At 71.5% G+C, this 23,677-nt stretch carries 21 protein-coding genes and 3 tRNA genes; 4 read left to right on the forward strand and 20 right to left on the reverse strand.

Features of this window, described 5'->3' with window-relative positions; all coding sequences use genetic code 11:
• Position 1: 1 nt before the first annotated feature.
• The 7 genes from HUT12_RS28545 to HUT12_RS28575 all read right to left on the reverse strand — a co-directional run bounded on the left by HUT12_RS28545 (position 2) and on the right by HUT12_RS28575 (position 5,725).
• On the reverse strand, positions 2–448 hold the full coding sequence (locus tag HUT12_RS28545; protein WP_131052798.1) for a MaoC family dehydratase N-terminal domain-containing protein: 447 nt from the start codon (positions 446–448) through the stop codon (positions 2–4).
• Positions 449–573: 125 nt separating this feature from the next.
• Positions 574–741, reverse strand: coding sequence for a 50S ribosomal protein L33 (rpmG, locus tag HUT12_RS28550; RefSeq protein ID WP_007073056.1), 168 nt, complete (start codon positions 739–741; stop codon positions 574–576).
• A 131-nt stretch (positions 742–872) separates the two neighbouring features.
• Positions 873–945 (reverse strand) — tRNA-Met (locus HUT12_RS28555).
• 25 nt (positions 946–970) lie between these two features.
• Positions 971–1,043 (reverse strand) — tRNA-Thr (locus HUT12_RS28560).
• 93 nt (positions 1,044–1,136) lie between these two features.
• Positions 1,137–3,668, reverse strand: a complete 2,532-nt coding sequence (locus tag HUT12_RS28565; protein ID WP_176095244.1) for a bifunctional diguanylate cyclase/phosphodiesterase — start codon at positions 3,666–3,668, stop codon at positions 1,137–1,139.
• Between the two features lie 1,076 nt (positions 3,669–4,744).
• Positions 4,745–5,392, reverse strand: coding sequence for a hypothetical protein (locus HUT12_RS28570; protein ID WP_176095245.1), 648 nt, complete (start codon positions 5,390–5,392; stop codon positions 4,745–4,747).
• Positions 5,393–5,641: 249 nt separating this feature from the next.
• Positions 5,642–5,725 (reverse strand) — tRNA-Tyr (locus HUT12_RS28575).
• A gap of 148 nt (positions 5,726–5,873) precedes the next feature.
• Here HUT12_RS28575 and HUT12_RS28580 point away from each other — a divergent pair.
• A complete protein-coding gene (locus HUT12_RS28580) occupies positions 5,874–6,368 on the forward strand; it encodes a YajQ family cyclic di-GMP-binding protein (RefSeq protein WP_161594942.1) in 495 nt (164 codons plus the stop codon).
• Between the two features lie 96 nt (positions 6,369–6,464).
• Here the strand turns inward: HUT12_RS28580 and HUT12_RS28585 are convergent, their stop codons facing one another.
• Complete coding sequence (locus HUT12_RS28585) at positions 6,465–7,286, reverse strand: SDR family NAD(P)-dependent oxidoreductase (protein ID WP_176095246.1); 822 nt, start codon at positions 7,284–7,286, stop codon at positions 6,465–6,467.
• A 123-nt stretch (positions 7,287–7,409) separates the two neighbouring features.
• On the opposite strand from HUT12_RS28585, the gene HUT12_RS28590 reads away from it, so the two are divergent.
• Positions 7,410–8,099 carry a TetR/AcrR family transcriptional regulator gene (locus HUT12_RS28590; RefSeq protein ID WP_176095247.1) on the forward strand — a complete coding sequence of 230 codons (690 nt, stop codon included), beginning with the start codon at positions 7,410–7,412 and terminating at the stop codon, positions 8,097–8,099.
• Positions 8,100–8,118: 19 nt separating this feature from the next.
• Here HUT12_RS28590 and HUT12_RS28595 read toward each other — a convergent pair whose 3' ends face one another.
• From HUT12_RS28595 to HUT12_RS28630, 8 genes are all read right to left on the reverse strand, one after another.
• Positions 8,119–9,378: an MFS transporter gene (locus HUT12_RS28595; protein WP_176095248.1), complete on the reverse strand. Its 1,260-nt coding sequence runs from the start codon at positions 9,376–9,378 to the stop codon at positions 8,119–8,121.
• A gap of 155 nt (positions 9,379–9,533) precedes the next feature.
• Positions 9,534–10,409 carry a zinc metalloprotease HtpX gene (gene htpX, locus HUT12_RS28600; protein WP_176095249.1) on the reverse strand — a complete coding sequence of 292 codons (876 nt, stop codon included), beginning with the start codon at positions 10,407–10,409 and terminating at the stop codon, positions 9,534–9,536.
• Between the two features lie 126 nt (positions 10,410–10,535).
• Positions 10,536–11,996: an NADH-quinone oxidoreductase subunit N gene (locus tag HUT12_RS28605; protein ID WP_131052790.1), complete on the reverse strand. Its 1,461-nt coding sequence runs from the start codon at positions 11,994–11,996 to the stop codon at positions 10,536–10,538.
• A gap of 236 nt (positions 11,997–12,232) precedes the next feature.
• On the reverse strand, positions 12,233–13,771 hold the full coding sequence (locus HUT12_RS28610; RefSeq protein ID WP_176095250.1) for a NuoM family protein: 1,539 nt from the start codon (positions 13,769–13,771) through the stop codon (positions 12,233–12,235).
• Positions 13,768–15,687, reverse strand: coding sequence for an NADH-quinone oxidoreductase subunit L (locus HUT12_RS28615; protein WP_176095251.1), 1,920 nt, complete (start codon positions 15,685–15,687; stop codon positions 13,768–13,770). Before HUT12_RS28615 ends, HUT12_RS28610 begins: the two co-directional genes overlap by 4 nt.
• A complete protein-coding gene (nuoK, locus tag HUT12_RS28620; RefSeq protein WP_131057507.1) occupies positions 15,684–16,058 on the reverse strand; it encodes an NADH-quinone oxidoreductase subunit NuoK in 375 nt (124 codons plus the stop codon). Before nuoK ends, HUT12_RS28615 begins: the two co-directional genes overlap by 4 nt.
• Positions 16,055–16,609 (reverse strand): NADH-quinone oxidoreductase subunit J, encoded by a 555-nt coding sequence (locus tag HUT12_RS28625; protein WP_176095252.1) that lies wholly within the window; start codon positions 16,607–16,609, stop codon positions 16,055–16,057. The genes nuoK and HUT12_RS28625 overlap by 4 nt, the downstream gene beginning before the upstream one ends.
• Positions 16,606–17,280, reverse strand: a complete 675-nt coding sequence (locus tag HUT12_RS28630; protein WP_176095253.1) for an NADH-quinone oxidoreductase subunit I — start codon at positions 17,278–17,280, stop codon at positions 16,606–16,608. Before HUT12_RS28630 ends, HUT12_RS28625 begins: the two co-directional genes overlap by 4 nt.
• A gap of 148 nt (positions 17,281–17,428) precedes the next feature.
• Between HUT12_RS28630 and HUT12_RS28635 the strand changes: the two genes are divergently transcribed.
• On the forward strand, positions 17,429–18,460 hold the full coding sequence (locus tag HUT12_RS28635) for a glutathione S-transferase family protein (RefSeq protein WP_176095254.1): 1,032 nt from the start codon (positions 17,429–17,431) through the stop codon (positions 18,458–18,460).
• Between the two features lie 111 nt (positions 18,461–18,571).
• Here HUT12_RS28635 and HUT12_RS28640 read toward each other — a convergent pair whose 3' ends face one another.
• Both HUT12_RS28640 and HUT12_RS28645 read right to left on the reverse strand, forming a co-directional pair.
• A complete protein-coding gene (locus tag HUT12_RS28640) occupies positions 18,572–19,534 on the reverse strand; it encodes a complex I subunit 1 family protein (protein ID WP_131057418.1) in 963 nt (320 codons plus the stop codon).
• Positions 19,534–20,346: an NADH-quinone oxidoreductase subunit C gene (locus HUT12_RS28645; RefSeq protein WP_176095255.1), complete on the reverse strand. Its 813-nt coding sequence runs from the start codon at positions 20,344–20,346 to the stop codon at positions 19,534–19,536. Before HUT12_RS28645 ends, HUT12_RS28640 begins: the two co-directional genes overlap by 1 nt.
• A gap of 156 nt (positions 20,347–20,502) precedes the next feature.
• On the opposite strand from HUT12_RS28645, the gene HUT12_RS28650 reads away from it, so the two are divergent.
• Positions 20,503–21,549: a glucose 1-dehydrogenase gene (locus tag HUT12_RS28650; RefSeq protein ID WP_131054099.1), complete on the forward strand. Its 1,047-nt coding sequence runs from the start codon at positions 20,503–20,505 to the stop codon at positions 21,547–21,549.
• Positions 21,550–21,566: 17 nt separating this feature from the next.
• On the opposite strand, the gene HUT12_RS28655 is transcribed toward HUT12_RS28650, so the two are convergent.
• Complete coding sequence (locus tag HUT12_RS28655; protein WP_131054100.1) at positions 21,567–22,880, reverse strand: DUF2252 domain-containing protein; 1,314 nt, start codon at positions 22,878–22,880, stop codon at positions 21,567–21,569.
• A gap of 90 nt (positions 22,881–22,970) precedes the next feature.
• The gene (nuoB, locus tag HUT12_RS28660; RefSeq protein ID WP_176095256.1) at positions 22,971–23,594 is read right to left on the reverse strand and encodes an NADH-quinone oxidoreductase subunit B; all 624 of its coding nucleotides are present in this window, start codon (positions 23,592–23,594) and stop codon (positions 22,971–22,973) included.
• Between the last annotated feature and the right edge of the window lie 83 nt (positions 23,595–23,677).

The raw sequence follows: 23,677 nt of genomic DNA on the forward strand, positions 1-23,677 counted from the left end.
GTCAGGCCTCCCCGCGTACGACGAGCTTGGACCAGACCGTGACCACCGGCTCGCCGGCGGTCGTGCTGACCTCGGTCCGGGTGGTCAGGAACTCGTGACCACCCCGGCTGGTGATGTCCTCCACGACGTTGACGCAGACCAGCTCGTCGCCGGCCGCCACCGGGCGGGTGTACGCGAACCGCTGGTCGCCGTGGACGACCCGGCTGTAGTCGACGCCGAGGGCCGGGTCCTCGACGATCTGACGGCTGGCGGCCATGGTGATCACCACGGGGAAGGTCGGCGGCGCGACCACGTCCGGATGGCCCAGGGCACGGGCCGCCTCCGGATCGTGGTAGGCGGGATCGGTGGCCCCGATCGCCGTCGCGAACTCACGGATCTTCTCGCGGCCCACCTGGTAGGGGGCGGTCGGCGGAAAACTGCGGCCGACGAAGGAGTGGTCCAGGGACATGTCGCGAACCTACACGCAACGCACGAACGCCGATCCGCGCGGTCGACGTCGGCCCGAGGGCCGCGCCGCCGCACGAACCGGCGATCGTGGTACGCGTCGACCCGGGCCGAGTCGGCCCGGACGGGTCAGCGGGTCTCGCGGTGAACGGTGTGCCGACCGTCCCGGGGGCAGAACTTCTTCAGCTCGATGCGGTCCGGGTCGTTACGGCGGTTCTTGCGCGTGATGTAGTTGCGCTCCTTGCACTCCACACACGCCAAAGTGATCTTCGGCCGGACATCGGTCGCCTTCGCCACGGCGGAGTGCCTTCCTCGCTAACGGATACAACTACAGCGCTACAGCGTACGCACCACAAGGGCGGACACGCAAAGCGGGCGCCCAAGGCGCCCGTGCCACCGACCGCCGGAATGCTCCGGACGGACGAGAGTAGCGGTGGCCGGACTTGAACCGGCGACACAGCGATTATGAGCCGCTTGCTCTACCATCTGAGCTACACCGCCGTGGTGGGCCCAGCCGGACCCTCTGAGCCCCCTTACGGAATCGAACCGTAGACCTTCTCCTTACCATGGAGACGCTCTGCCGACTGAGCTAAGGGGGCCTGCGCGATCACTCGGTGGCCGCGGCAGAGGTAAGAGTACACGGCCCTACCGCGCTGGTGAAATCGGATCCCCGGGGACGTCGGACACCCAGCTCAGGGGACCACTCGCAGGCGCGGCAGCTCGTTGTCGGTGATCGACTCCGGGTCGACCTGGGCGCCGAACCAGGCCTCCAGCCGCTCGTACGGCAGCGGGCGGCTGAACAGGAATCCCTGGCCGATCTCGCAGCCGATGTCCTGGAGCAGTTCCAGGGTCAGCTCGCTCTCCACTCCCTCGGCCACCACGGTCAGGCCGAACTGTTGCGAGAGGGTCACCACGGCGTTGACGATCGCCAGGTCACCGGGATCGGTCGCCATGCCCTGGACGAAGGAGTGGTCCACCTTCACCTCGTGCACCGGCAACCGGCGCAGGTGGGCCAGCGAGGAACTGCCGGTGCCGAAGTCGTCCACCGAGAGCCGTACACCGAGGTCCCGCAGGCGGCGCAGGGTCGGGATGGGCCGGTCGGTGCCGTCCAGCACCCCGGCCTCCTCGATCTCCAGGGTCAACAGCTGCGCCGGTACGTCGTACTCCGCCAGCAACTCGCGCACCCGCTCCGGGAAGTGCTGGTCGTTGAGCGTACGCGCGGAGATGTTGACCGCGACGGCGAGCGACTGGCCGCCGTGCGCCCAGTCACGGCTGTGGCGCAGCCCCTCCCGCAGCACGAACTCGGTGAGTCGCCCGAGCTGGCCGGTGTGTTCGGCCACCGCGACGAAGTCCTGTGGGGCGACCGTGCCGTGGGTGGGATGCTCCCACCGGGCCAGGCACTCCACTCCCACCAGACGCCGGTCGCGCAGCGTCACCTTCGGCTGGTAGTAGATCTCCAGTTCGCCGTTCTCCAGGGCGCTGCGCAGGTCGCCGGCGAGACCCAGCCGGTGCAGCGCACGCGACTCCAGGGCCGGTGTGTAGAGCTGCACGCTGCCGGGGACTGACTTGGCGGCCGACGCCGCCACGTCCACCCGTTGCAGCAACGTCGCCGGATCGCTGCCGTGATCCGGATGCACCACCACGCCGACGGCGGTGTCCACGTCCAACGTGAGGGCGTCGAAGACCATCTCGTCCCGGATCTGCTCGCGCAGGTGGCCGGCGAGTTCCACCGCCGCCTCGGCACTCTCCAGACGCAACGTCACCAGGAACTCGTCGCCGCCGGCCCGACCGACCAGGGCCGCCGACGGTACGCATCCACGCAGCCGGTCGGCGACCTCGACCAGCACCTTGTCCCCCGCGGCGTGCCCGAGGGACTCGTTGACCTGGCGCAGGCGGTCGACGTCGAAGAGCAGCAGCGCCACCACCTCGCCGGGGGCCCGGATCCGGACCGCCTCGGTCAGCGCGCCGAGGATCCGACGGCGGTTGGGCAGTTTGGTGAGCCCGTCGTGGTACGCGTCGTGCCGCAACCGGTCGACCAGGCGCGAGTTCTCCAGCGCGACCGCCGCGTGGGCGGCGACCGTCTCGAAGACGGTCACGTCCGCGGCCCGGAACGAGTTGGTGTCGCCGAGCCGGTTGATCACCTCAAGGGTGCCGATGACCGCCTTGCCGGACCGCAGCGGCACCACGATCACGTCCTTGACCGAGGTCGACTCCAGCGTGTCGCGCAACTCCAGGTCGTCGCCGCCCAGCCGACTGCTGACCGCCACGGTCTCCTGCCGGGCCACCGCGACGTCCCGCAACGCGGCCGGGCTGTGCGTGGAGTCCAGCAGGCCGGGCTTGCCCTCCTGGGCGGTCAGCAGCACCTCCGGGTGGCGGCCCTGGGCCGGCAACCAGAGGGTGGCGGACTCCGCCTGCATCAGGCTGCGGATCCGGACCAGCAACGCGTCGATCAGGTTGCCGTCCGGTCCGCTCTCGGTGATCCCCTTGGTGAACTCGTACATCTCGGCGACCGTGCGGTGCTGCCGGAAGAACTGGGCGTACGAGCCGTAGACCAGCGCGAAGGCGATGCCCAGACCGGCGAAGAGGAACACCGCCCAGGGCGTGCCCTCCAGCGCGATGATGATCACCAGGCCGATGGCGAGGTTGATCGTGACCGCGAGCAGCATCGGCGGCGCCGCCCGGAGCATCTCCCGCCCGGCCTGCCAGCCCTGCACCACGGAGACCACCGCGACCACGGCGGCCAACGCGACGAGGGTGTGCGTACCCACGGCGACGGTCAGCACGGCCCAGGTACCCGGACCGACGCCACCCGGCTGCGGCAACACGTGGTAGACCACGGTCGCCAGAGATGTCGCTATCGCCGCGAGCGCGACGTTGAACCAGAACTTCGCCGGCAGCAGTTTGCGGCGGATCTGCACCACGATGGCGGCGGCCGTGTACGCCAGCACCACCGACAGCGGCGGCAGCAGATAGAGGGCGACGACCAACGGGATCTCGGTCGGCGTGGCGGCGAGCGCCTGACGCCGCACCACGACGTTGATGGTCGGCAGTGCGGCGGCCACCATCGCCGCCGTGAGCAGCAACGTCATCGGCCAGTCCCCCAGGGAGGGGGACGTCGTCAGCCCGAGGATCAGTGAGAAGACGACAGCACCAAGCGCCAACGGCCCGGTGACCAGCCAGGCGTACTCCGTCCGCCGTCGGATGGGGCGGGGGCGAGGCGTCATGGCTCCCCTAGCGACCTGAACTCAGCGGATCCCGGAGGGGCCCGGACGCGCGAAGGCCCGTCAGGGGATCAGCGACCCTAGGGTCGGCATGTTCCACTCGAGACCATTCGCCCTGACATCGAACTCCGCGACCGTGCTCGTCGCGAGAACCAGGCCGGAAACCAGCAAGAGGGAGCCGAGTAGCCGGCCCAAACGTCGAGCAGACATCTGTGCTCCTGAGTGGGGTGAAGGGAACGCGATGGAGGTCCCCCGATGGTGCCACAGCGAGTCGGCCGGTGGAAAGTTCACAGACCTGATGTTGGTCCGGTTGTCGTGCCGCACGACACGTACGTACCCGTCGCGTACAACGTCCGGGCAGGTCAGCGCTGGCAGCACCGGTGCCACTGAAGAAGAAGACACCAACCACCCATTCCCTACTAAGGCGGCGTAGCGGATCTAGCGGACAATGGCGAAGAATACTTTTGACCGGATAATGCGGAATGGCGGAAGACCTCCAATCACGCCACCGTAAGCGATCAGTTACCCCGCGTCCGCGACCACTCTTCCGCCTGCCCCGCGCCGACCCGCGTCCTCCATCGCGTGGCGGACAGCAGCCGGATCACCAGGTAGAGCACCGCCGGGCCGACACCCCATCGGCGACGGTGTGGAGCCGCACGAACCCAGAGTAGGCCGAACACACCATCGCAGTCACCCCCATGGATGGCCGAATCGTGCCAACCTACACGAAGGCGCTGCTCAACAGCGCCGACGGCCGATCTGTCGGGTACCCGCTCCCGCCGTCCGAGACATTCGGCGTCCTCGCCGACCAGCGGCCGGACGAAGAATGCGACCTTCCCGGTTCACCGCTACCCGACCTCGACCGGCTGAAGGTACCGACGGCTTCCGCATTATCGGACCCCGATTTCGTAGTCGATAAAGGCGCGGAGTCGCGTACGGGTCGACAGCCTTATGCCGTTCGCTGCCGGGCACGCTGGACCGAACTCGCGTTGACTGCCACCCGGAGAACACACCCCGAAGGCCGAGCGGATCATGGGCACCACCACTCCTCGCCGGGACAGTGCAGAGCAACCCGACGACTACAGGTAGCCGATTCCCGCCTGGGTGACGTGAGCCGCGAGTGGCACCGGCCCGTTCTCGTCCTCGTGCTGGCATGGCACTGCCGCAGGCGCGCACACCGCCATGTAGCTCCCCAGGAAGACCTTCCGCTGTCGGCCGCCGGTCTCGTACTTCACGTTCAGTCCGCGTCGGACCGTCCGGCCCTCCCCGACGAACTCGTAACCGAGCAGAATCTCGATGTGCACGGTGCCGTGAGGATGATCGACCGGGTCAACGGCTCCAGGATCGGGAATGACGAACCCGGCCGCATCCTCCGCACCGTCAAGGTCACGGTGAGTCGGCGGCCAGCCCTCGGAGTCCACCACGGGTGACCCTCGGGACGCGGTCAGCAACCGCACCTGAGCACCGAGCAGACGAGTCGAACCACCGTGCATGACCGGCTCGATGCTCTTGATCGTCACCGGCCCCTTGTCGATCCGAACGATTGTGACGCCGTCCGTGAGTCGATAACCGACAGCGAAGGACCCTCCCCAGCCGTAGCTACTCGTCTGGGCAAACACGTCATCGCCAAGCTGGTCAGAGGCCAAGAACGGCGAACCGCAGCCGCTGGCGGCGAGTGTCACGACAAGGACGCCCGCCATCCCCGCTCGGACGAACCGAGTGCTCACGCAACCTCCTCGACCTCACGGCGAGCCAGCCGCCGACAGGCTGCCCCGCCTTCTACAGCGCCGGACCGACGGCACGCGGGCATCGGCCCTCACAAGGATCCTGACAGCCCTCATCAATCCCCGACGGCAAGGGACTCGGCGCAGGAAGTCACTCAGGAGCGCAACGGGCTGGACTCAGCCGGACGGAGCTAGCTCAACGAGAACGGCCCCTGATCAGCATCTCTGCTGTTCAGGGGCCGTTGTCGCACCTGGTGGCGGGTAGAGGATTCGAACCTCTGAAGCTTTCGCGACGGATTTACAGTCCGCTCCCATTGGCCGCTCGGGCAACCCGCCAGGGCGTACCACCGCACCGTGGCGCGGCAGCGGAAGCAAGGATAGCGGCTACCACCGGCTCCGGCGCAACCGGGTACCGTCAGGGAGTCGTACCCCTGGGCATCGGGGGCAAAGGATCACAAATCAGCCGGACAGCAGGAGCATGAGCATGGCAGCGAACCCGTCGTTCGACATCGTCAGCAAGGTCGACCGCCAGGAGGTCGACAACGCCCTTCGCCAGGCGGAGAAGGAGCTCGCGACGCGGTTCGACTTTCGGGGGACCGGCGCGGAGATCTCCTGGTCGGGTGAGGAGGCGATCAGCCTCCAGGCGGAGACCGAGGAGCGGGTGAAGGCCGCGCTGGACGTCTTCAAGGAGAAGTTGGTCAAGCGCAACATCTCGATGAAGTCGTTGGACGCGGGTGACCCGCGCCCGTCGGGCAAGATCTTCAAGATCGACGCCAAGGTGATCCAGGGCATCGACCAGGAGAAGGCCAAGGCGATCAGCAAGAAGATCCGCGACGAGGGTCCCAAGGGAGTCCAGGCGCAGATTCAGGGTGACCAGCTTCGGGTCACCGGCAAGAAGAAGGACGACCTGCAGGCCGTCATCACGCTGCTCAAGGGCGAGGACTTCGGCGTCGCCCTGCAGTTCAACAACTACCGCTGAGGCAGCGGCCCCCGCGGTCGGCCGCCCCCCAGGAATACCGGGGGCGGCCGGCGGGCGGCGTCTGCGCCGAGCCGGTGCGAGCGGGGTACGCACGGCTCAGCCGGGTGCCTGGCGGCTGAGGTCCTCCCAGGCTCGGTACTCGTCGACTCTGGCCTGCTCCATCTGCCTGACGATGTCGTAGGAGTTGCTGCCGACGATGAGGCGTAGCGGCGGCTCGGGCAGGTCGACCAGCGTCATGATGACCGGTGCGGCGGTCTCGGGCGGCGGGCCGGCGTCGTCGCCCCAGAGTTCGGCCAGTTGCGCCCGCAGCGGCGCGTACGCCGGCCGGGGTTCGGTAGCGGTCATGCCCGACGTGTAGAGGCCGGTGTCGTAGCCGCCGGGCTGCACGATGCTGACCCTGATGCCGAAGGGCGCGAGTTCCATCGCCAGAGATTGGCTGAGCGCGTCGAGTGCGGCTTTGCCGGCCGCGTAGAGGCCGACGGAGGCGACGCCGCCGCCGCTGCCCATCGAGGTGACCTGGAGCAGGCGACCGCCGCCCTGGGCGCGCAGGTGCGGGATGACGGCCTGGGTGACCCAGACGGCGCCGAAGAAGTTGACGTCGAGGTGCTGCCGGATCTGTTCCTCGGTGGCTTCCTCCAGCATGCCGAGCAGCATCCCGCCGGCATTGTTGAGGACGACGTCGAGCCGACCGAAGGTCTCGGCCGCGCGGTCCACCGCCAGCGTGACGGCGGCCCGGTCGGCGACGTCCAGGGGCAGGCCGACCAGGGTGTCGGGGTAGCGCGCGACCAGCTCGGCCAGGGGTCCGGTGTCGCGGGCCGCTCCGACGACCCGGTCCCCTGCGGCCAGGGCGGCCTCGGTGACCGCCCGGCCCAGTCCACGGCTGGCTCCGGTGACGAACCACACGCGAGGATCTGCCACCCCGCACCTCCCTCGATCGAGTGAGACGAGACGGACCGTCTCGCTTGACGGATCGAGTCTGCTCCGCCGACACCGATCCGTCAAGACGGACCGTCTCGTCTCACTCTCGATATGCTCAAGCCCATGTTCCCGGCCCCGAGAAACACCGACCCGACCCAGGACCTGGCCACCACCCAGGCCCAGGCCACAGCCCAGGCACCGGCACCGGCACCGGCACCGGCACCGAAGCGTCCGGACCCGGCACGCCGGAGTGAACGGTCCCGGCAGGCCGTGCTGGGTGCCACGCGGGAACTGGTCTCCGAGGTCGGGTACGCGAAGCTCTCCATCGAGGCCATCGCGGCGCGGGCGGGGGTCGGCAAGCAGACGATCTATCGGTGGTGGCGGTCGAAGGGGGCCGTGGTCTTCGACGCGTTCCTGGCGTTGAGCGAGGAGGCCGGCGGTGTGAGGCTGCCGGACACCGGCGACATCGAGGCCGACCTGAGGACGGTGCTGCGGGCCACCGTCGCGGAGTTCGCCGACCCGGCGTTCGAGGCGCCGATCCGGGCGCTCAACCTGGAGATCGCGGCCGACCCGGAGTTGGCCGCGCAGTACCGGGAACGACTGGCGGCTCCGGTGGACGAGGCCAAGCGGGAGCGGCTGCGCAGCGCGCAGCGGGCGGGGCAGATCCGCGCCGACGCCGACCTGGACCTGACGCTCGAACTGCTCTACGCGCCGCTGTACCAGCGGTGGCTGCTCCGCCTCGGGCCACTCACCGACGAGTACGCCGACGCGCTGGTCGCGCACGTGCTCCGCGCGGTGCGCCCCGGACCGTGAGCGGGTGCCGGGGACACGGTCAGACGGCGGCGGGCTCTTCGAGGCGTACCGCGTCGGCTTCGGCGCGGGCGATGGGGCCGGCGGGCAGGGCCGCGACCCCGGCCCCGACGGCGACCGCCGCACCGGCGAACAGGAAGGCCCAGGGCACCCCGCCGGCCTGGTCGACGATCAGGCCGGCGACGGCACCACCGGCCGCGCTCGCGCCGACCGACATGGTCACCACCCAGGTGTACGCCTCGTTCAGCATGCCCAGCGGGGAGATCCGCCCGACCAGGGTGTTCTCCAGGGTCAACGCGGGCGCGATGGCGGCGCCACCGATGACCAGGGCGACGCCCAGCGCGCCCGCCGTGGGCATCACGGCGAACACCACGAAGCTGCCCGCCACCAAGCCCAACAGCCAGGCGAACTGGCGGGTCATGTTGAGGGCCGGACGGCGCAGGCCGAACCAGAACCCACCGATCGCGCTGCCGATCCCCCAGACGGCCAGCAGCACACCGGCGAGGCTGTCCGGGTCGTCGGCGGCGTAGCGGGTGGCGAACGCCGGCACGGTCACGCCGGTCGCGCCGAACGCGATGCCGAGGCTGGCCACGCAGAGCAGCAGCGCCGGGAAGCCGGGGACCCGCAGCGGGCCGAGCCCTCGGGTGCGGTGCTCACGGGAGTGCGGCTGCCAGCCGCGCATGGTGCGGCCGAGCGCCACCGCCACGGTGCCGACGAGGGTGACCACGGCCGCGCCGATCAGGGCCGCTCCGGCGTCGGCGAACAGGATGAAGCCGGCGACGAGCAGTGGGCCGAGCACGAAGACGATCTCGAACAGCGTCGTCTCCGCGGCGAGCGCCGTGTTGCGCAGGTGGTAACGGCCCGAGGAGACGCTGGTCAGGTCGTTCCAGGCGCCTCGGATGGCGGCGGTGAGCGGCGGGTACGACCCTCCGGCCAGCGCCGAGGCCACCAGCACCACGGCGAAGGGCACGGTGTCGGAGCGGGCCGACAGGAGTAGCCCGATCAGCGCCAGTGGATGGGCGATCGCGGTGCCGACCAGGACCGGGGTGGGACCGATGCGGTCGGCGATCCGTCCGGCGATCGGGCTGAGCGCGGCACCGGTGAGGGCGTAGCAGCCGCCGGCCAGGGCGGCCAGCGAGTAGCGGCCGGTGACCTGCTCCACGACGAGTAGCAGCGCCAGTGGCGTCATGCCGATCCCGAGCCGCCCGAGGATGCCGGTGATCAGCAGGGTCGGCGCACCTGGGATCTGCCAGACGCTCAGATACCGGCGCAGCCCGACCACCGTGCACCCCCACCGCAGATGTAATGAGCCAGATTCGTTTAGACCCTAACGCCCGGGTGGTGCCGCGCAACATGGTTATCGCGCTCACAGGCCGCACCGACGCGCCGCCCGCGCCGGATGCTCCGGCGCGGGCGGCGAAGGGGTTGGGTGGTGCGTCAGCGCTGGTAGCGGACCGGGCCGACCTGGGCGGCCATCTGCTCCAGCCGAGCCACGCGCTCCTCCATCCGGGGGTGCGTGGCGAACAGGGCGGAGATGCCGCCGCCCTTGAACGGGTTGTCGATCATCAGGTGGGCGGTGCTGGTGAGCTGGCCCTCGGCCGGCAGCGGTCGACGCTGGGTCCCCATGTGGATCTTCCGCAGCGCGCTGGCCAGGGCCAGCGGGTCACGGGTCAGCTCGGCGCCGGAGGCGTCCGCCTGGAACTCCCGGTTGCGGCTGATCGCGAGCTGGATAACGGTCGCGGCGAGCGGGCCCAGGATGACGGTGAGCAGCAGTACGACCGGGTTCGGGCCGTCCTCGTCACTGTTGCCGCCGAGCGGGATGAACAGAGCGAGGTTCGCCAGCATGGTGATGATGCCGGCCAGACCGGCCGCCACGCCGGAGATGAGGATGTCCCGGTTGTAGACGTGGGACAGTTCGTGGCCGATCACGCCCCGCAGCTCGCGGTAGTCGAGGATCTCCACGATCCCCTGCGTCACGCAGACCGCCGCGTTCTGCGGGTTACGCCCGGTGGCGAACGCGTTGGGCTGGGCGGTCGGGCTCACGTAGAGACGGGGCATGGGTTGCCGCGCCTCGGCGGCCAGTTCCCGCACCATGTGGTACAGCTCCGGGAACTGCGCCTCGGTGACCGGCTGCGCCCGCATCGAGCGCAACGCCAGCTTGTCCGAGTAGAAGTAGGTGAAACCGTTCATCGCCAGCGAGACGAGGACGGCGACGACCAGTCCGCCACTGCCGCCGAACCAGTAGCCCACCGCCAGGATCAACGAGGTGAGCAGGCCGAGCAGCGCGGCGGTCTTCAGACGGTTGTGGTGCACGATCACTCCTTCGGTGCACGGATGACGGGATCCGCTGACCGGTACAACAACCCGGTACCCGTAAACCATCCGCTTCATGACTGAGAGTTACCTGAACGGCAGTCATGACCAGGAGTGCGGTCGCGTTCAGCCTCCGGCGAGATCCAGCACGACCTGCGGTGCGAACCCGACCACCACGGCGAGGATCGTCGCCACCGCCAGCGCGGCGATCACCGCGCGTCCCGGTCGCACGGCGGGCGCGGCGGTCTCCCCCGGCGGCCCGTAGAGCAACGCCGCGACGCGCAGGTAGTAGGCCAGGCCGATGACCGCGTTCACCGCTACCACCAGGGCGAGCCAGTTCGCCTCGCCGCCGAGCAGCGAGCGGACCACCGTCACCTTGGCGAACAGCCCGGCCAGCGCCGGCGGCAGGCCCGCCAGCCCGACCAGCGCGAACGCCAGGCCGCCACCGATCCACGGGTGCCGGCGGGCCGCACCCCGCAGGTCGTCCAGGGTGCCGCCGTCCGCACCGGCCGGGCGCAGTGCCACCACCCCGGCGAAGGCGGCCAGTTCCAACAGCACGAAGAAGACGGCGTACGCCAGGGCGGCCGCGTACGCACCGGTGCGCGCGTCGGGATCGGCCAGGGCCAGCGCGCCGAGCGGAGCGAGGATGTACCCGGCCTGCGCCACCGAGGACCAGGCCAGCAGTCGCACCGTACGCCGCTGACGCAGCGCCACCAGGTTGCCCACGGTCATGGTCAGCACGGCGACCGTGGCCAGCACCGGACCGGTCACCTCGGCCGGCAACGCGTGCTGCACCACGGCGAGCAGGGCCACCACCCCACCGAGCTTCGAGGCCGTCGACAGGTACGCGGCCACCGGCAGCGGTGCGCCGTCGTAGGTGGCCGGCGCCCAGACGTGGAACGGCACCGCCGCCACCTTGAACGCCAGTCCCGCCACCACGAGCGTCACCGCCACCGTGGTCAACGGCAGGTCGAGTAGTGCCCCGTCGGCGAGAAGCCCGCCCAGCCGTTCCAGGTGCAGCGCGCCGGTGACCGCGTAGAGCAGCGCGGCACCCAGCAGCGTCAGCGTGGTGGCCACCACGCTCACCACGAAGAAGGTCACCGCCGCCTCGGCGCTGGCCAGACTGCCCCGGCGGAGCCCGACCAGCACGTACAGCGGCAGCGTGAGCACCTCCACCGCCACGATCAGGGTGATCAGGTCACCGGCCACGCCGAGCACCACGCCACCGGTCATCGAGCAGGCGAGCAGGAAGCAGTACTCCCCCACCGGGGTACGCCCGTCGCGCAGCAACGGCCCGGACAGCGCCAGCACCCCGACCATCAGCAGCGCCACCAGCGCCGCGACCAGAGCGGCCCGGCCGCCGAAGACGTACGAGCAGTCGGGGCCGACGCAGAACGTCCGCCGGTCCGGGAGGGTGCCGACCGCCGCCGCCCCCACGGCGGTGGCGACCGCACCGGTGACCGCCGAGGCCACCGTCGCCGCCGGACGGGCCAGCAGCAGGTCCACCAGGAGCACCAGGACGGCCGTCCCGGCGGCCAGGTACGCCGGCAGCAACGCGACGTGGTCCACACTCTGCACTTCGCTCATGCCGGCACTCCGCTCCGCTGCGTGCCGCCACGAGGCACCACCGCGCCGCGTTGACGATTCACTCGCTGACGCTCGCTCATGCCGGCACTCCGCTCCGCTGCGTGCCGCCATGAGGCACCACCGCGCCGCGTTGACGATTCACTCGCTGACGCTCGCTCATGCCGGCACTCCGCTCCGCTGCGTGCCGCCACGAGGCACCACCGCGCTGTACCGAAGATTCGCTCGCTCACGCTCGCTCATGGCAGCACTCCTACGAGGGCAGCCACCGGTGCCTCGGCGACGCCCAGCACCAGGGTCGGGGCCAGCCCGACGGCGAGGGTCAGCAGCACCAGCGGCACCCAGGCGGCCAGCTCGGCCCCCGCGATCCCCGGGCCGAGGCCGCTCACCGTCGGTGTCGGTCGGCCGTGGGTGACCCGGCGCAACAGCCGCAGCAGGTACGCCGCCGTCAACGCCCCGCCCAGCGCCGCCAGCACCGCCAGTGTGGTCCAGAGTGCGCCGCCCACCTGGATCGCGGCGACCACGGCGAACGCCTCGCCCCAGAAGCCGGCCAGACTGGGCAGCCCGAGCGAGGCGACCGCCGCGAAGGCGAGCAGCCCGGAGAGCCGGGGTGCGGTCTCCCGCAGCCCGGACAGTTCGCTCAACGCGCCGGTGTGCGTACGGTCCTTGATCGCGCCGGCCAGGAAGAAGAGCAGGCCGGTGATGATGCCGTGCGCCACGTTGCCGATCAGCGCCGCCTGGATGCCGGTGGCGGTGAGCGTGGCGATCCCGAGCAGCACGAAACCCATGTGCCCCACGCTGGAGTAGGCGATCAGCCGTTTCAGCTCGGTCTGCGCCAGGCAGACCAGCGAGCCGACCAGGATGGCGGCCACGGCGAGCACGCCGAGCACCGGTGCCGCCCAGCGGGCCCCCTCCGGGGCCACTCCGACGGCGACCCGGATCAGGCCGTACGTGCCCATCTTGAGCAGCACACCGGCGAGCAGCACACTGCCGACCGTCGGGGCCTGGGTGTGCGCGTCGGGCAGCCAGGAGTGCAGCGGCCAGAGCGGGCTCTTCACCGCGAAGGCGACCGCGAACAGGGTGAACGCGGTGAGCTGGGTGGTCCTGGACAGGCCCGTGCCGCCGGTCAGCGCCACGATGTCGGCGGTCCCGGCGGCGGCCACCACGACGTACACGCCGACCAGCAGCAGCACCGAGCCGAAGAGCGTGTAGAGGGCGAACTTCCGGGCCGCCCGTCGCCGCGCGTCGACCGCCGCCAGGTCGGCGCTGTCGCCGCCCCAGCCGACGATGATCGCGTACATCGGCAGCAGGACCACCTCGAAGAAGAGGAAGAACAGCACCAGGTCGAGGGCGAGGAAGGTGCCGAGGATGCCGACCTCGACCACCAGCAGCAGCGCCACCAGCGCCTTACCGCTGCCGCCGGTCGGCACCCGCCAGAGGCTGTAGCCGCAGCAGAGCAGCGTGAGCAGGGCGGTGAGCACCACCAGCGGCCAGGAGATGCCGTCCACCCCGAGGTGGAAGCGCAGGTCCAGGCCGGGTACCCAGGACAGGTCGACGGTGTGCCAGGGCAGCACCGCCCCGGCGGTGCCGTCCGGCAGGTACGCCGACCAGCCGGCGTCCCGGGCGGCGAGCAGCGCGACGGCCGCGACCAGGGTCAGCGCGGCGACGACGGTGCCCAGCACCCGCGCGCCCCGGTCGTGCGGCGTGGCCGCCACCGCCAGGGCACCGAGGGCCGGCAGCGCGAGCACCGCCACCAGCAGGACTTCCCCGGACGTCATGCCGCTCCTCCGATCAGGACGGCGGCCAGGCCGAGCAGCAGCGCACCGGCGAGCACCGCGACGACCGCCCGGGGCAGTGCCGCCCGGTGCAGGGTGCCCAGCCCGCCGCCGAGCGCGCTGGCCGCCCGCCCGGTGCCGGTGACCGCGCCGTCCACCACCCGCTCGTCGGCGGTACGGGCCAGCCGACCCAACGCGGTCGTCGGGCGTACCACCAGGGCGTCCTGGACGTCGTCGAGCCGGAACGCGCGGGCGAGGACCGGCCGCAGCGGACCCAGCGTGGTGGCCGGGTCGACCGCCGGATCACGCCGCCAGGCCAGGGCCACCCCGACCAGCAGCAGCGCCAACGGCAGCAGCATCAGCGGCCCGATGTGCACCAGCTCCGGCACGCCCAGCCCGCCGGGAGCGCCGGAGAGCAACCGGTCGGTGAACCAGGGCGAGAAGCCGGCCAGGCCGAGCAGGGCCGCCGGCACCGCGAGCAGCAGCAACGGCCAGCGCAGGGCGGCGGGCGGATCGTGCGGCGGGAGCTGCGGGGTGCGCAGCGTGCCGAAGAAGGCCCGCAGCAGCAGTCGGGTGGCGTACCAGGCGGTGATCGCCACCCCGACCAGCCCGGAGACCAGCACCAGCCATCCCACCCAGCTCGGGGCCGGGCCACCACCGAGCACGGCGTCGGCGGCAGCGGCCAGCACGCCCTCCTTGCTCCAGAACCCGGAGAGCGGCGGTACGCCGGCCAGCGCGCCCAGCCCGATCAGCATGCACCAGAAGGTGACCGGCATGGTGTGCCGCAGCCCGCCCATCCGGGACATCAGCGCGGTGCCGACGCTGTGGATCACCGCACCGGCGGCGAGGAAGAGCAGCGCCTTGAACGCGGCGTGGGTGAGCAGGTGGAACAGGGCGGCGGGCGGCGAGCCGACGGCCAGAGCACCGGTCATGTAGCCGAGCTGGGAGACCGTGGACCAGGCCAGCACCCGCTTGATGTCGTCCTGTGCGGTGGCGGCCAGCGCACCGAGCAGCAGCGTCACCGACGCCATCACGCCGAGCACGGCCAGCGCGACCGGCGTCGCCTCGAACAGCGGCCACAGCCGGGTGACCGCGTACACACCGGCGGCGACCATGGTCGCGGCGTGGATCAACGCGGAGATCGGGGTCGGGCCGGCCATCGCGTCGGGCAGCCAGGTGTGCAGCGGGAACTGGGCGCTCTTGCCGGCCACCCCGGCGAGCAGCAGCAGACAGGCGGCGGTGAGCGTGGTGGTGCTGTGGGAGTGGGCGAGCACGTCGTGGATCCGGAAGCTGCCCGCCGAGACGCCGAGCAGCGCGATGCCGAGCAGGAAGCCGACGTCGCCGACCCGGGTCACCAGGAACGCCTTCATCGCGGCGGCCGGGGCCTCCGGCAGCCGCCGGTCGTGGGCGATGAGCAGGTACGAGCAGAGACCCATCACCTCCCAGCCGACCAGCAGCAGGATCAGGTCCCCGGAGACCACCACCAGCAGCATCGCGGCGGTGAAGAGGCTGATCTGGGCCGCGTACGGCGGGTAGCGATGGTCGACGTCCCCGTCCTCGCGCGGGCCACCGCTCAGGTAACCGGTCGAGTAGACCTGCACGGCCAGGGCGACGGCGGTGACCGCGACGGCGACCAGCGCGGCGGCCCCGTCGAGGCGTACCCCGAGGGTGACGGCGAGACCGCCGAAGTCGATCCAGGTGGTCGACGCCTCCACCGGGCCGTCCAGCGTGACCAGCAGGGCGACCGCCAACGCGAGAGCACCGGCCGCACCGGTCACGCCGAGGGCGACGGCGGTCCGGCGGGCCGGATCGGCACCGAGGGCGGAGCCGCGCGGCGAGGGCGGCAGCAGCAGGCCGGTCAGGCCGGCGACCAGCGGGACCACCGGCAGCAGCACACCCAGCAACGTCGTGGTGCTCACCGCTCCCCCTCCGCGACCACGTCACCGGCCGGACCGGCGACGACCGGCGTCGGCTCGTCGGCCGGGCGCTCGGCCAGCGGGATCTCGTCCACCGCCACGCTGGCCCGCATCCGATAGAGCTGGAGCACGATCGCCAGCCCCACCCCGATCTCGGCGGCGGCCAGCACGATCACGAAGAGGGCGAAGACCTGCCCGCCGTGCGGCAGCAGCGCCTTGGCCGTGGTGTCGGCGGTGACCAGGATCAGGTTCACCGCGTTGAGCATCAGCTCCACGGCCATCAGCACCAGCACCGCGTTACGCCGCCGCAGGACGCCGTAGACGCCGAGGCCGAACAGCAGGGCGGCGGTGACGTACGGGATGACCGGTCTCACCGCGACCGCCCCTCCGACACGCCGCCCCCGGACGCCGATTCCCTGTCACGCGGTGCCCGACCGATGTCCGGCCGGGACAGCACGATCGCACCGACCAACGCCGAGAGCAGCAGTACGGAGAGCACCTCGAACGGCAGCACCCAGCTTCCGAAGACCTGCTCACCGATGCGCTCGGCGTTGCCCGGCCCGGGCAGTTCCACGGCGGTCCAGCGGTACGCGTCGACGAGCAGGGCCGACAGCCCGAGCCCGACGCCACCGCCGATCAGCGCGGCCGGCCAGCCGGGCCGGTCCAGGTCGTCCGAGGCGCCGATCGGTGCCCGGGTCAGCATCACCGCGAACAGCAGCAGCACCACCACCGCGCCGACGTAGATCAGCACCTGCACCCAGGCCACCATCTCGGCGGAGAGCACCAGGTACATCCCGGCCAGCGCGCCGAGGCAGACCACCAGATAGAGCCCGGCCCGGACCAGATGGCTGGTCGCCACCACCAGCACCCCCGACCCGACCGCCACCGCACCGAGGGCGAGCAGCAGGGCGTCCACGCCGGTCACGCGGGAGTGCCTTCCCCGGCATCGGTCTCGGGCGTACCCGCACCTGCGGCGCCGGGCTCGGCGGCGGGTGGGCGGGCGGCGGGGCGGCGCTCGGGGCGTACCGCCGGGGCGGTCGGCCGGGCGGCGGACGCGGCGGGAACCGCGGCCTTGCGCGCGGCGGCGGTCTCCTCCTTGGCCGGCTCACCCTGCGGGTCGTGCGCGGGCGGCGGCGGCACGGTCGCCACCCACTCGCCCAGGTGCTCCTTGTCGTGCAGCAGGTCCTTGATGTCGTACTCGGAGTACTCGAACTCCGGCGACCAGTGGAGCGCGTCGAAGGGGCAGACCTCGATGCAGATGCCGCAGTACATGCAGAGCGAGAAGTCGATGTCGAACCGGTCGAGGACGTTGCGCTGGCGGGGCCGGGCCGCGCCGGGCACCGCCACCTCCTCCTTGTGCGAGTCGATGTAGATGCACCAGTCCGGACACTCGCGGGCGCAGAGCATGCAGACCGTGCAGTTCTCCTCCATCAGCGCGATCACCCCGCGCGAGCGGGGCGGCAGGTCGGGCGCGACGTCCGGGTACTGCTGGGTGGTGGAGCGCTTCGTCATCGTCTTGAGCGTGACCGCCAGCCCCTTCACCAGGCCGCTGCCGGGTACGCCGGCCGACTCGCTTCGCTCGCTCATGCGCAACATCCTGCCCTGTGGCCACGGCCCGCGCGACCACCACCCGAAGGATCGCCACCGACGGCCCGACCGTGGCGTCCGGCGGCTCCCCGCGCCGGCCCGCGCATGATCGGCCATGATGGGATGCAGGACGACGTGGCGACACCTTGGGGGCGGCATGGGCGCGGGCGGTACGAACAGCGGCGGGAAGTACGTCGAGCAGGGCGAGTTCAACCGGGACCAGAACTACATCACCACCCGGATCACGGTCGACGGCCGGGACGGCTACCCGGTCGAGGCGGGTCGGTACCGGTTGGCGGTGAGTCGGGCCTGCCCCTGGGCAAACCGGCTGATCATCGTCCGGCGGCTGTTGGGGCTGGAGGACGCCATCTCGATGGCCGTCGCCGGGCCCACCCACGACGCCCGGAGCTGGACCTTCGACCTCGACCCGGACGGGCGTGACCCGGTGCTCGGCATCGAGCGGCTCCAGCAGGCGTACTTCGCCCGCTACCCGGACTACCCGCGCGGCATCACCGTGCCGGCCATGGTCGACGTGGCCACCGGGCAGGTGGTGACCAACGACTACAGCCGGATGAGCCTGGACCTCTCCACCGAGTGGACCGCACACCACCGCCAGGGCGCGCCGCAGCTCTACCCCGAGCACCTGCGCGACGAGATCGACGAGGTCAACGCGCTGGTCTTCAGCGACGTCAACAACGGCGTGTACCGCTGTGGCTTCGCCGGCAGCCAGGAGGGCTACGAGAAGGCGTACCACCGGTTGTTCGACCGGATCGACTGGCTCAGCGAGCGCCTGGCCGGGCAGCGGTACCTGGTCGGCGACACCATCACCGAGGCCGACGTACGGCTGTTCACCACGCTGGTCCGCTTCGACCCGGTGTACCACGGGCACTTCAAGTGCAACCGGCAGAAGCTGAGCGAGATGCCGGTGCTGTGGGCGTACGCGCGGGACCTGTTCACCACGCCCGGCTTCGGCGACACGATCGACTTCGACCACATCAAGCGGCACTACTACGAGGTGCACCGGGACATCAACCCGACCGGGGTGGTGCCGCTCGGCCCCGACCTGTCGAACTGGCTCACCCCGCACGACCGGGAGGCGCTGGGCGGTCGCCCGTTCGGCGACGGCACTCCCCCGCCACCCCCGCCGCCCGCCGAGCGGGTCGACCCCGCGCACACTCCCCTGCGCTGACCGCCCGCCGTGCGGCGGCGGCTCGCCGCCGGGCGGCGACCGTGCGGCGGCGGTGAGAGGTGTTAGGAGGGGACCCCTGCTATACCGGAGACGGTAGTAGGGGTCCCCTCCTTACAGGGCCACCCGGACGGCGGCGGTCAGCACGAGCTGGGCCAGCGCGGTCGGCACCAGCACCAGCCAGCAGAGCCGCTGCAACTGGTCCTCCCGCAACCGGGGGTAGGAGACCCGCAGCCAGATGATCACGAAGCTGACGGCGGCCACCTTGAGCAGGGTCCAGAGCCAACCGAGCTGGTCGTCCGCGAACGGCCCCTGCCATCCGCCGAGGAACAGCACGGTGGTCAGGGCGGCGATCACCACGATCCCGACGTACTCGGCCAGCAGCAGGAACGCGAACCGCAGTCCGGTGTACTCGGTCATGTACCCGAACACCAGCTCGGAGTCGGCCACCGGCATGTCGAACGGCGGCCGGCGGATCTCGGCCAGACCCGCCACGAAGAACACCACCATCGCCGGGGCCTGCCAGATCAGCCACCACGGCTGCCACGCCTCGACGATGCCGGAGAGACTCAACGTGCCGGCGGCCATCGCCACCGACGCGGCGGCCAGCACCAGCGGCAGCTCGTAGCCGAGCAGTTGAGCGGCACCCCGCAGCCCACCGAGCAGGCTGAACTTGTTGGCCGAGGCCCAGGCCGACATCAGCACGGCCAGCACCCCCACGCCGACCACCGCCAGCACGAAGAACAGACCCACGTCGAGCGGCTGACCGACGAGGTCGTTCGGGCCGAGCGGGATCACCAGCAGGGCGAGCAGGTACGGCACCAGGGCCACCGCCGGGGCCAGCCGGAACACCGGCCGGTCCGCCGCGCGGGGGGTGACGTCCTCCTTCTGCACGAACTTCACCCCGTCGGCGACGAGCTGCGCCCAACCGTGGAACGCGCCCGCGTACATCGGGCCGAGCCGACCCTGCATGTGCGCCATCACCTTGTGCTCGGCCTGACCCACCAGCAGCGGCAGGACGAGGAAGGCGGCCACCACCCCACCGATGCGGATCACCAGTTCCAGCCAGAGCGGCATCAGGGCGTACCCTCCTCGCCGGCTCCGGGCTCCGCCGGATCCGCCGCAGGGCCGGACTTCGCCGGGTCCGCGGCGGGGGCGGGTCCGGATTCCGTCGGGTCCGCCTCGGGGGCGGCGGCCCTGGGGGTACGCGGTGGGCGCGTACCCGGTGCCGGTCGGGCCGGACGCTCCCGAGCGGGCCGCGCCGGGGTACCGCCGCGGGGGCCCTCCCCGACACCACCGGCCCCGGCCGGGGTCGGCACCACGCCCCACTCCCCGGGTGCGGGTACGCCCGGCGGGCGGATCGGCCGCCGCCCGCCACCGGCTTCGGACTCGCCCGGTTCCTTCGCCCCCGGCCAGGGCTTCGCGACCCGGGAGGCGAGCACGAACTCCTTGCGCAGCGGATGGCCCTCGAACTCCGGCGGCAGCAGCAACGGTCGCAGATCGGCGTGCCCGGCGAAGTCGATGCCGAACATCTCGTGGGTCTCCCGCTCGTGCCAGGCGGCACCCGGGTAGACCGACACCACCGAGTCGACCGTGGGCGTGGCCCGGGACACCCGGGTCCGCAGCAGCACCCCGTGCCGGTGCGTGGTGGACCAGAGGTGAGCCACCACGTCGAACCCGTCGGCCAGCTCGTCGACCGCGGAGAGCCAGTCGAAGTAGTCGCAGGCCAGCTCCGGGTCGTCCCGCACCGCGAGCAACGCCGCCCGCCACTGCTGCGGGGGTACGTCGACGGTGGCCCGGGAGTGCGCCTGACCCCCGGAGAGCGTCGCGGTGGCCTCGACGGGGGCGAGCAGCGTGACGAGCCGCCGGCCGACCTCTTCCGGTGTCATGCCGCTGATCCTAGGGCGTGTCCGGCCGCCCGTGCCCGGCTGCGAGCCGGGTCCTGCGGTCGGTGACCCGGCCCACGGCCCGGCCGGTGGTGCGCGGCCGGGTGGAGATCCCGGCTTTGCCGGCGGCGGCCCGTCGGCGCCCGACAGGATGGGCCGGTGCGCGCTGTGACCGTGACCCCGGGAGTACCCGGCTCGCTGCGACTGCTCGACGACTACCCGGAACCCGCCACCGAGGAGGGCGCGATCCTGGTCGAGGCCGTCGCGGTGGGAGTCTGCGGCACCGACATCGAGATCATCGACGGGCAGTACGGCGAGGCGCCGCCCGGCGCCGACCGGCTGGTGCTCGGACACGAGTCGCTGGGCCGGGTGCTGGAGGATCCGACCGGCACGCTGCAGACCGGTGACCTGGTCGCCGGGATCGTCCGGCACCCGGACCCGCTGCCCTGCCCGAACTGCGCGGTGGACGAGTGGGACATGTGCCGCAACGGCCTGTTCACCGAACACGGCATCAAGGGACTGCCGGGGTTCGCCCGCGAGCGGTGGCGGCTGCAACCCCGGTTCGCCGTCGGCCTCGACCCGGAGCTGGGCGAGGTGGGCGTCCTGCTCGAACCGACGAGCGTGGTGGTCAAGGCGTGGGACCACATCGACCGGATCGGGCGGCGGGCGGAGTGGCAGCCGCGTACCGCCCTGATCACCGGTGCCGGGCCGATCGGCCTGCTGGCCGCCCTGCTGGCCAGCCAGCGGGGGTTGTCGGTGCACGTGCTCGACCTGGCCAGCGACGGACCCAAACCGGCGCTGGCCGGTGCACTCGGGGCCACGTACCACTCCGGGCCGGTCGAGGAACTCGACTTCGAGCCGGACGTGATCGTCGAGTGCACCGGCGCACCGGTGGTCGTCCTGGAGGCCATGTGCAAGGTCGCACCGACCGGGATCGTCTGCCTGGCCGGGGTCTCCAGCGGCGGCCGGATCATCGACTTCGACGCCGGTGCGCTCAACCGCACCCTGGTGCTGGAGAACAACGTCGTCTTCGGGTCGGTGAACGCCAACCGGCGGCACTGGGAAGCCGCCGCCGAGGCGTTGGCCCGCGCCGACCGGGACTGGCTCGGCGCGCTGATCACCCGCCGGGTGCCGCTGTCGGAGTACGCCTCGGCCTACTCCCCCGGCCCTCAGGACATCAAGGTCGTCATCGACTTCGGCGCCTGACCGGCCTCCCGGAGCTGCTACACGCCCGGCAGTTCACCGTTGCGGAACAGGTCCACGAAGAGCTGATGGTCCTGCCGGGCCCGCACACCGTACGCGTGGGCGAAGTCGACCAGGTGCGCGACGAAGCCGGCGGGGTCCGCGTCGACGGCCGCGACGATCGCCTCCTCGGTCGAATAGTCGACCAGGTCGTGGCTGGACTCGTCGTCGGCGACCGAGTGCATCCGGGCGACCGCCCGACCGAGGTCGGCCAGCACCCCGGCCAGTTCTTCGGGCTCGTTGACGTCCGCCCAGTCGAGGTCGGCGGCGTACGGGGAGACCTCGGCGACGAGTTGACCCACCCCGTCCAGCTCGGTGAAGCCGACCCACGGGTCGGCGTGCGCCTGGAGGGCGCGCTGCGACTCGGCCGTCCGGTGGCCCTGGTGGCGGAAGTAGCCACGGACACGCTCGTCGTCGACGTAGCGGGCGACCGCCGGGACCTGGGCCTGCTTCATGTAGATCAGGACGTCGTTCTCCAGCGCCTGGGTGTGCCCCTCCAGCAGCAGGTTGTACGACGGCAGCCCGGCCGAGCCGATCCCCACCCCCTTGCGCAGCACCACGTCCTTGATCTGCGCCGCCACCGGCCGGGTCTGGGTGCTGGCGGGCAGCGTGTCCAGGTAGTCCTGGAAGGCGGCGCAGACCCGCGCCCGGACGTCGTCGTCCACCTCGTACACGCCGTCGCGCAGCGAGAACCGCCGCTCGTACTGGTCCACGGTGGTCTGCTCGCGCAGCAGGTCGACCCGGGTGTTGAGGCGGGCCTGCTGGAGCACCCGGCGCAGGACGCCGTCGGCGTTGTCCAGCGTGATGGAACCGATCGCGTCGTCACCGCCGGCGGCGATGGCCCGCAGCTCGGTCAGGTAGTGCTCGGCGAACGCCGTCACCAGGTCGCTGATCACCCGGTCGGAGAGCGCCTTGGTGTAGCCGATCAGGGCCACGCTGGCGACGAAGCGCCGCAGGTCCCAGGTGAACGGCCCGACGTACGCCTCGTCGAAGTCGTTGACGTTGAAGACGAGTTGGCCGGAGCCGTTCATGTAGGTGCCGAAGTTCTCCGCGTGCAGGTCGCCGTGGATCCACACCCGGCTGGTCTGCTCGTCGAGGAACCGCTCGTCGGCGAAGTCGCCACGCTGGTCGGCATAGAAGACGCTGGCACTGCCCCGGTAGAACGCGAACGGCGACGCGGCCATCTTGCGGAACTTGCGCCGGAAGGCGGCCGGGTCGAGCGCCATCAGGGTGCCGAACTCCTCGGTCAGCACCTTGACGATGAAGGCGGAGCGCGGCTCCGCGAAGTCGGTCATGACCGCACGCTAGCGCCCGGCCGCCACCGTGGCGGCTACCGCGCCGAGCGGGGTGCCCCGCTGGCCCCGGATCGGGCGTCGCCGCGAGTTTCAGGAGGTCGGAGGGCGTACCGGCGGGGCGGTGAGGGAGGCCGCGTCGCGGGGTGGCACAGCCGGTGGGGCGCCGTCGGCGGGCCGCGCGTCGGCCGGTGGGGCGCCGTCGGCGGACGGTGCGTCGGCCGGTGAGGCGAGCGGGTCGGGGCGGGGTACGCCGCCGATGCCGGACTGCTCGGCGGCGATCTTCTCCTGGAGGCGGAGGATGCCGTGCAGCAGCGCCTCGGGCCGGGGCGGGCAGCCCGGCACGTAGACGTCGACCGGGATGAGCTGGTCGACACCCTTGGTCACCGAGTACGAGTCCCAGTACGGGCCGCCGCAGTTGGAGCAGGCGCCGAACGAGATGACGTACTTGGGCTCGGGCATCTGGTCGTAGAGCCGCTTGATCGCCGGGGCCATCTTGTCGGTGACCGTGCCGGAGACCACCATCAGGTCGGCCTGGCGGGGGCCGTGCGCGAACGGGATCACGCCGAGCCGCATGAAGTCGTGCCGGGACATGCTGGTCGCGATGAACTCGATGGCGCAGCAGGCCAGCCCGAAGTTGAAGACCCAGAGCGAATACCGCCGGCCCCAGTTGAGCACGAACCGGATCGGCTCGCCGAGCACCGCCGGTAGCTGCACGACCGTCCCCTTCCCGTCCCCGACAGTCAACCACAGCGCCCGTCCGGCCCGGCCGGGCCGCTCGGTAAGGAGGGGTCCCCTGC

The organism is Verrucosispora sp. NA02020 (assembly GCF_013364215.1).
Lineage (GTDB): Bacteria > Actinomycetota > Actinomycetes > Mycobacteriales > Micromonosporaceae > Micromonospora.

What these genes read in the sequence shown, in the direction of transcription:
- HUT12_RS28645 (WP_176095255.1), bottom strand. Translation starts at nt 20,346, where the DNA reads ATGACACCGGAAGAGGTCGGCCGGCGGCTCGTCACGCTGCTCGCCCCC.
- HUT12_RS28635 (WP_176095254.1), top strand. Translation starts at nt 17,429, where the DNA reads ATGGGCGCGGGCGGTACGAACAGCGGCGGGAAGTACGTCGAGCAGGGC.
- HUT12_RS28655 (WP_131054100.1), bottom strand. Translation starts at nt 22,880, where the DNA reads ATGACCGACTTCGCGGAGCCGCGCTCCGCCTTCATCGTCAAGGTGCTG.
- HUT12_RS28565 (WP_176095244.1), bottom strand. Translation starts at nt 3,668, where the DNA reads ATGACGCCTCGCCCCCGCCCCATCCGACGGCGGACGGAGTACGCCTGG.
- HUT12_RS28605 (WP_131052790.1), bottom strand. Translation starts at nt 11,996, where the DNA reads ATGAGCGAAGTGCAGAGTGTGGACCACGTCGCGTTGCTGCCGGCGTAC.
- HUT12_RS28610 (WP_176095250.1), bottom strand. Translation starts at nt 13,771, where the DNA reads ATGACGTCCGGGGAAGTCCTGCTGGTGGCGGTGCTCGCGCTGCCGGCC.
- HUT12_RS28630 (WP_176095253.1), bottom strand. Translation starts at nt 17,280, where the DNA reads ATGTTGCGCATGAGCGAGCGAAGCGAGTCGGCCGGCGTACCCGGCAGC.
- HUT12_RS28640 (WP_131057418.1), bottom strand. Translation starts at nt 19,534, where the DNA reads ATGCCGCTCTGGCTGGAACTGGTGATCCGCATCGGTGGGGTGGTGGCC.
- HUT12_RS28580 (WP_161594942.1), top strand. Translation starts at nt 5,874, where the DNA reads ATGGCAGCGAACCCGTCGTTCGACATCGTCAGCAAGGTCGACCGCCAG.
- HUT12_RS28545 (WP_131052798.1), bottom strand. Translation starts at nt 448, where the DNA reads ATGTCCCTGGACCACTCCTTCGTCGGCCGCAGTTTTCCGCCGACCGCC.
- HUT12_RS28590 (WP_176095247.1), top strand. Translation starts at nt 7,410, where the DNA reads ATGTTCCCGGCCCCGAGAAACACCGACCCGACCCAGGACCTGGCCACC.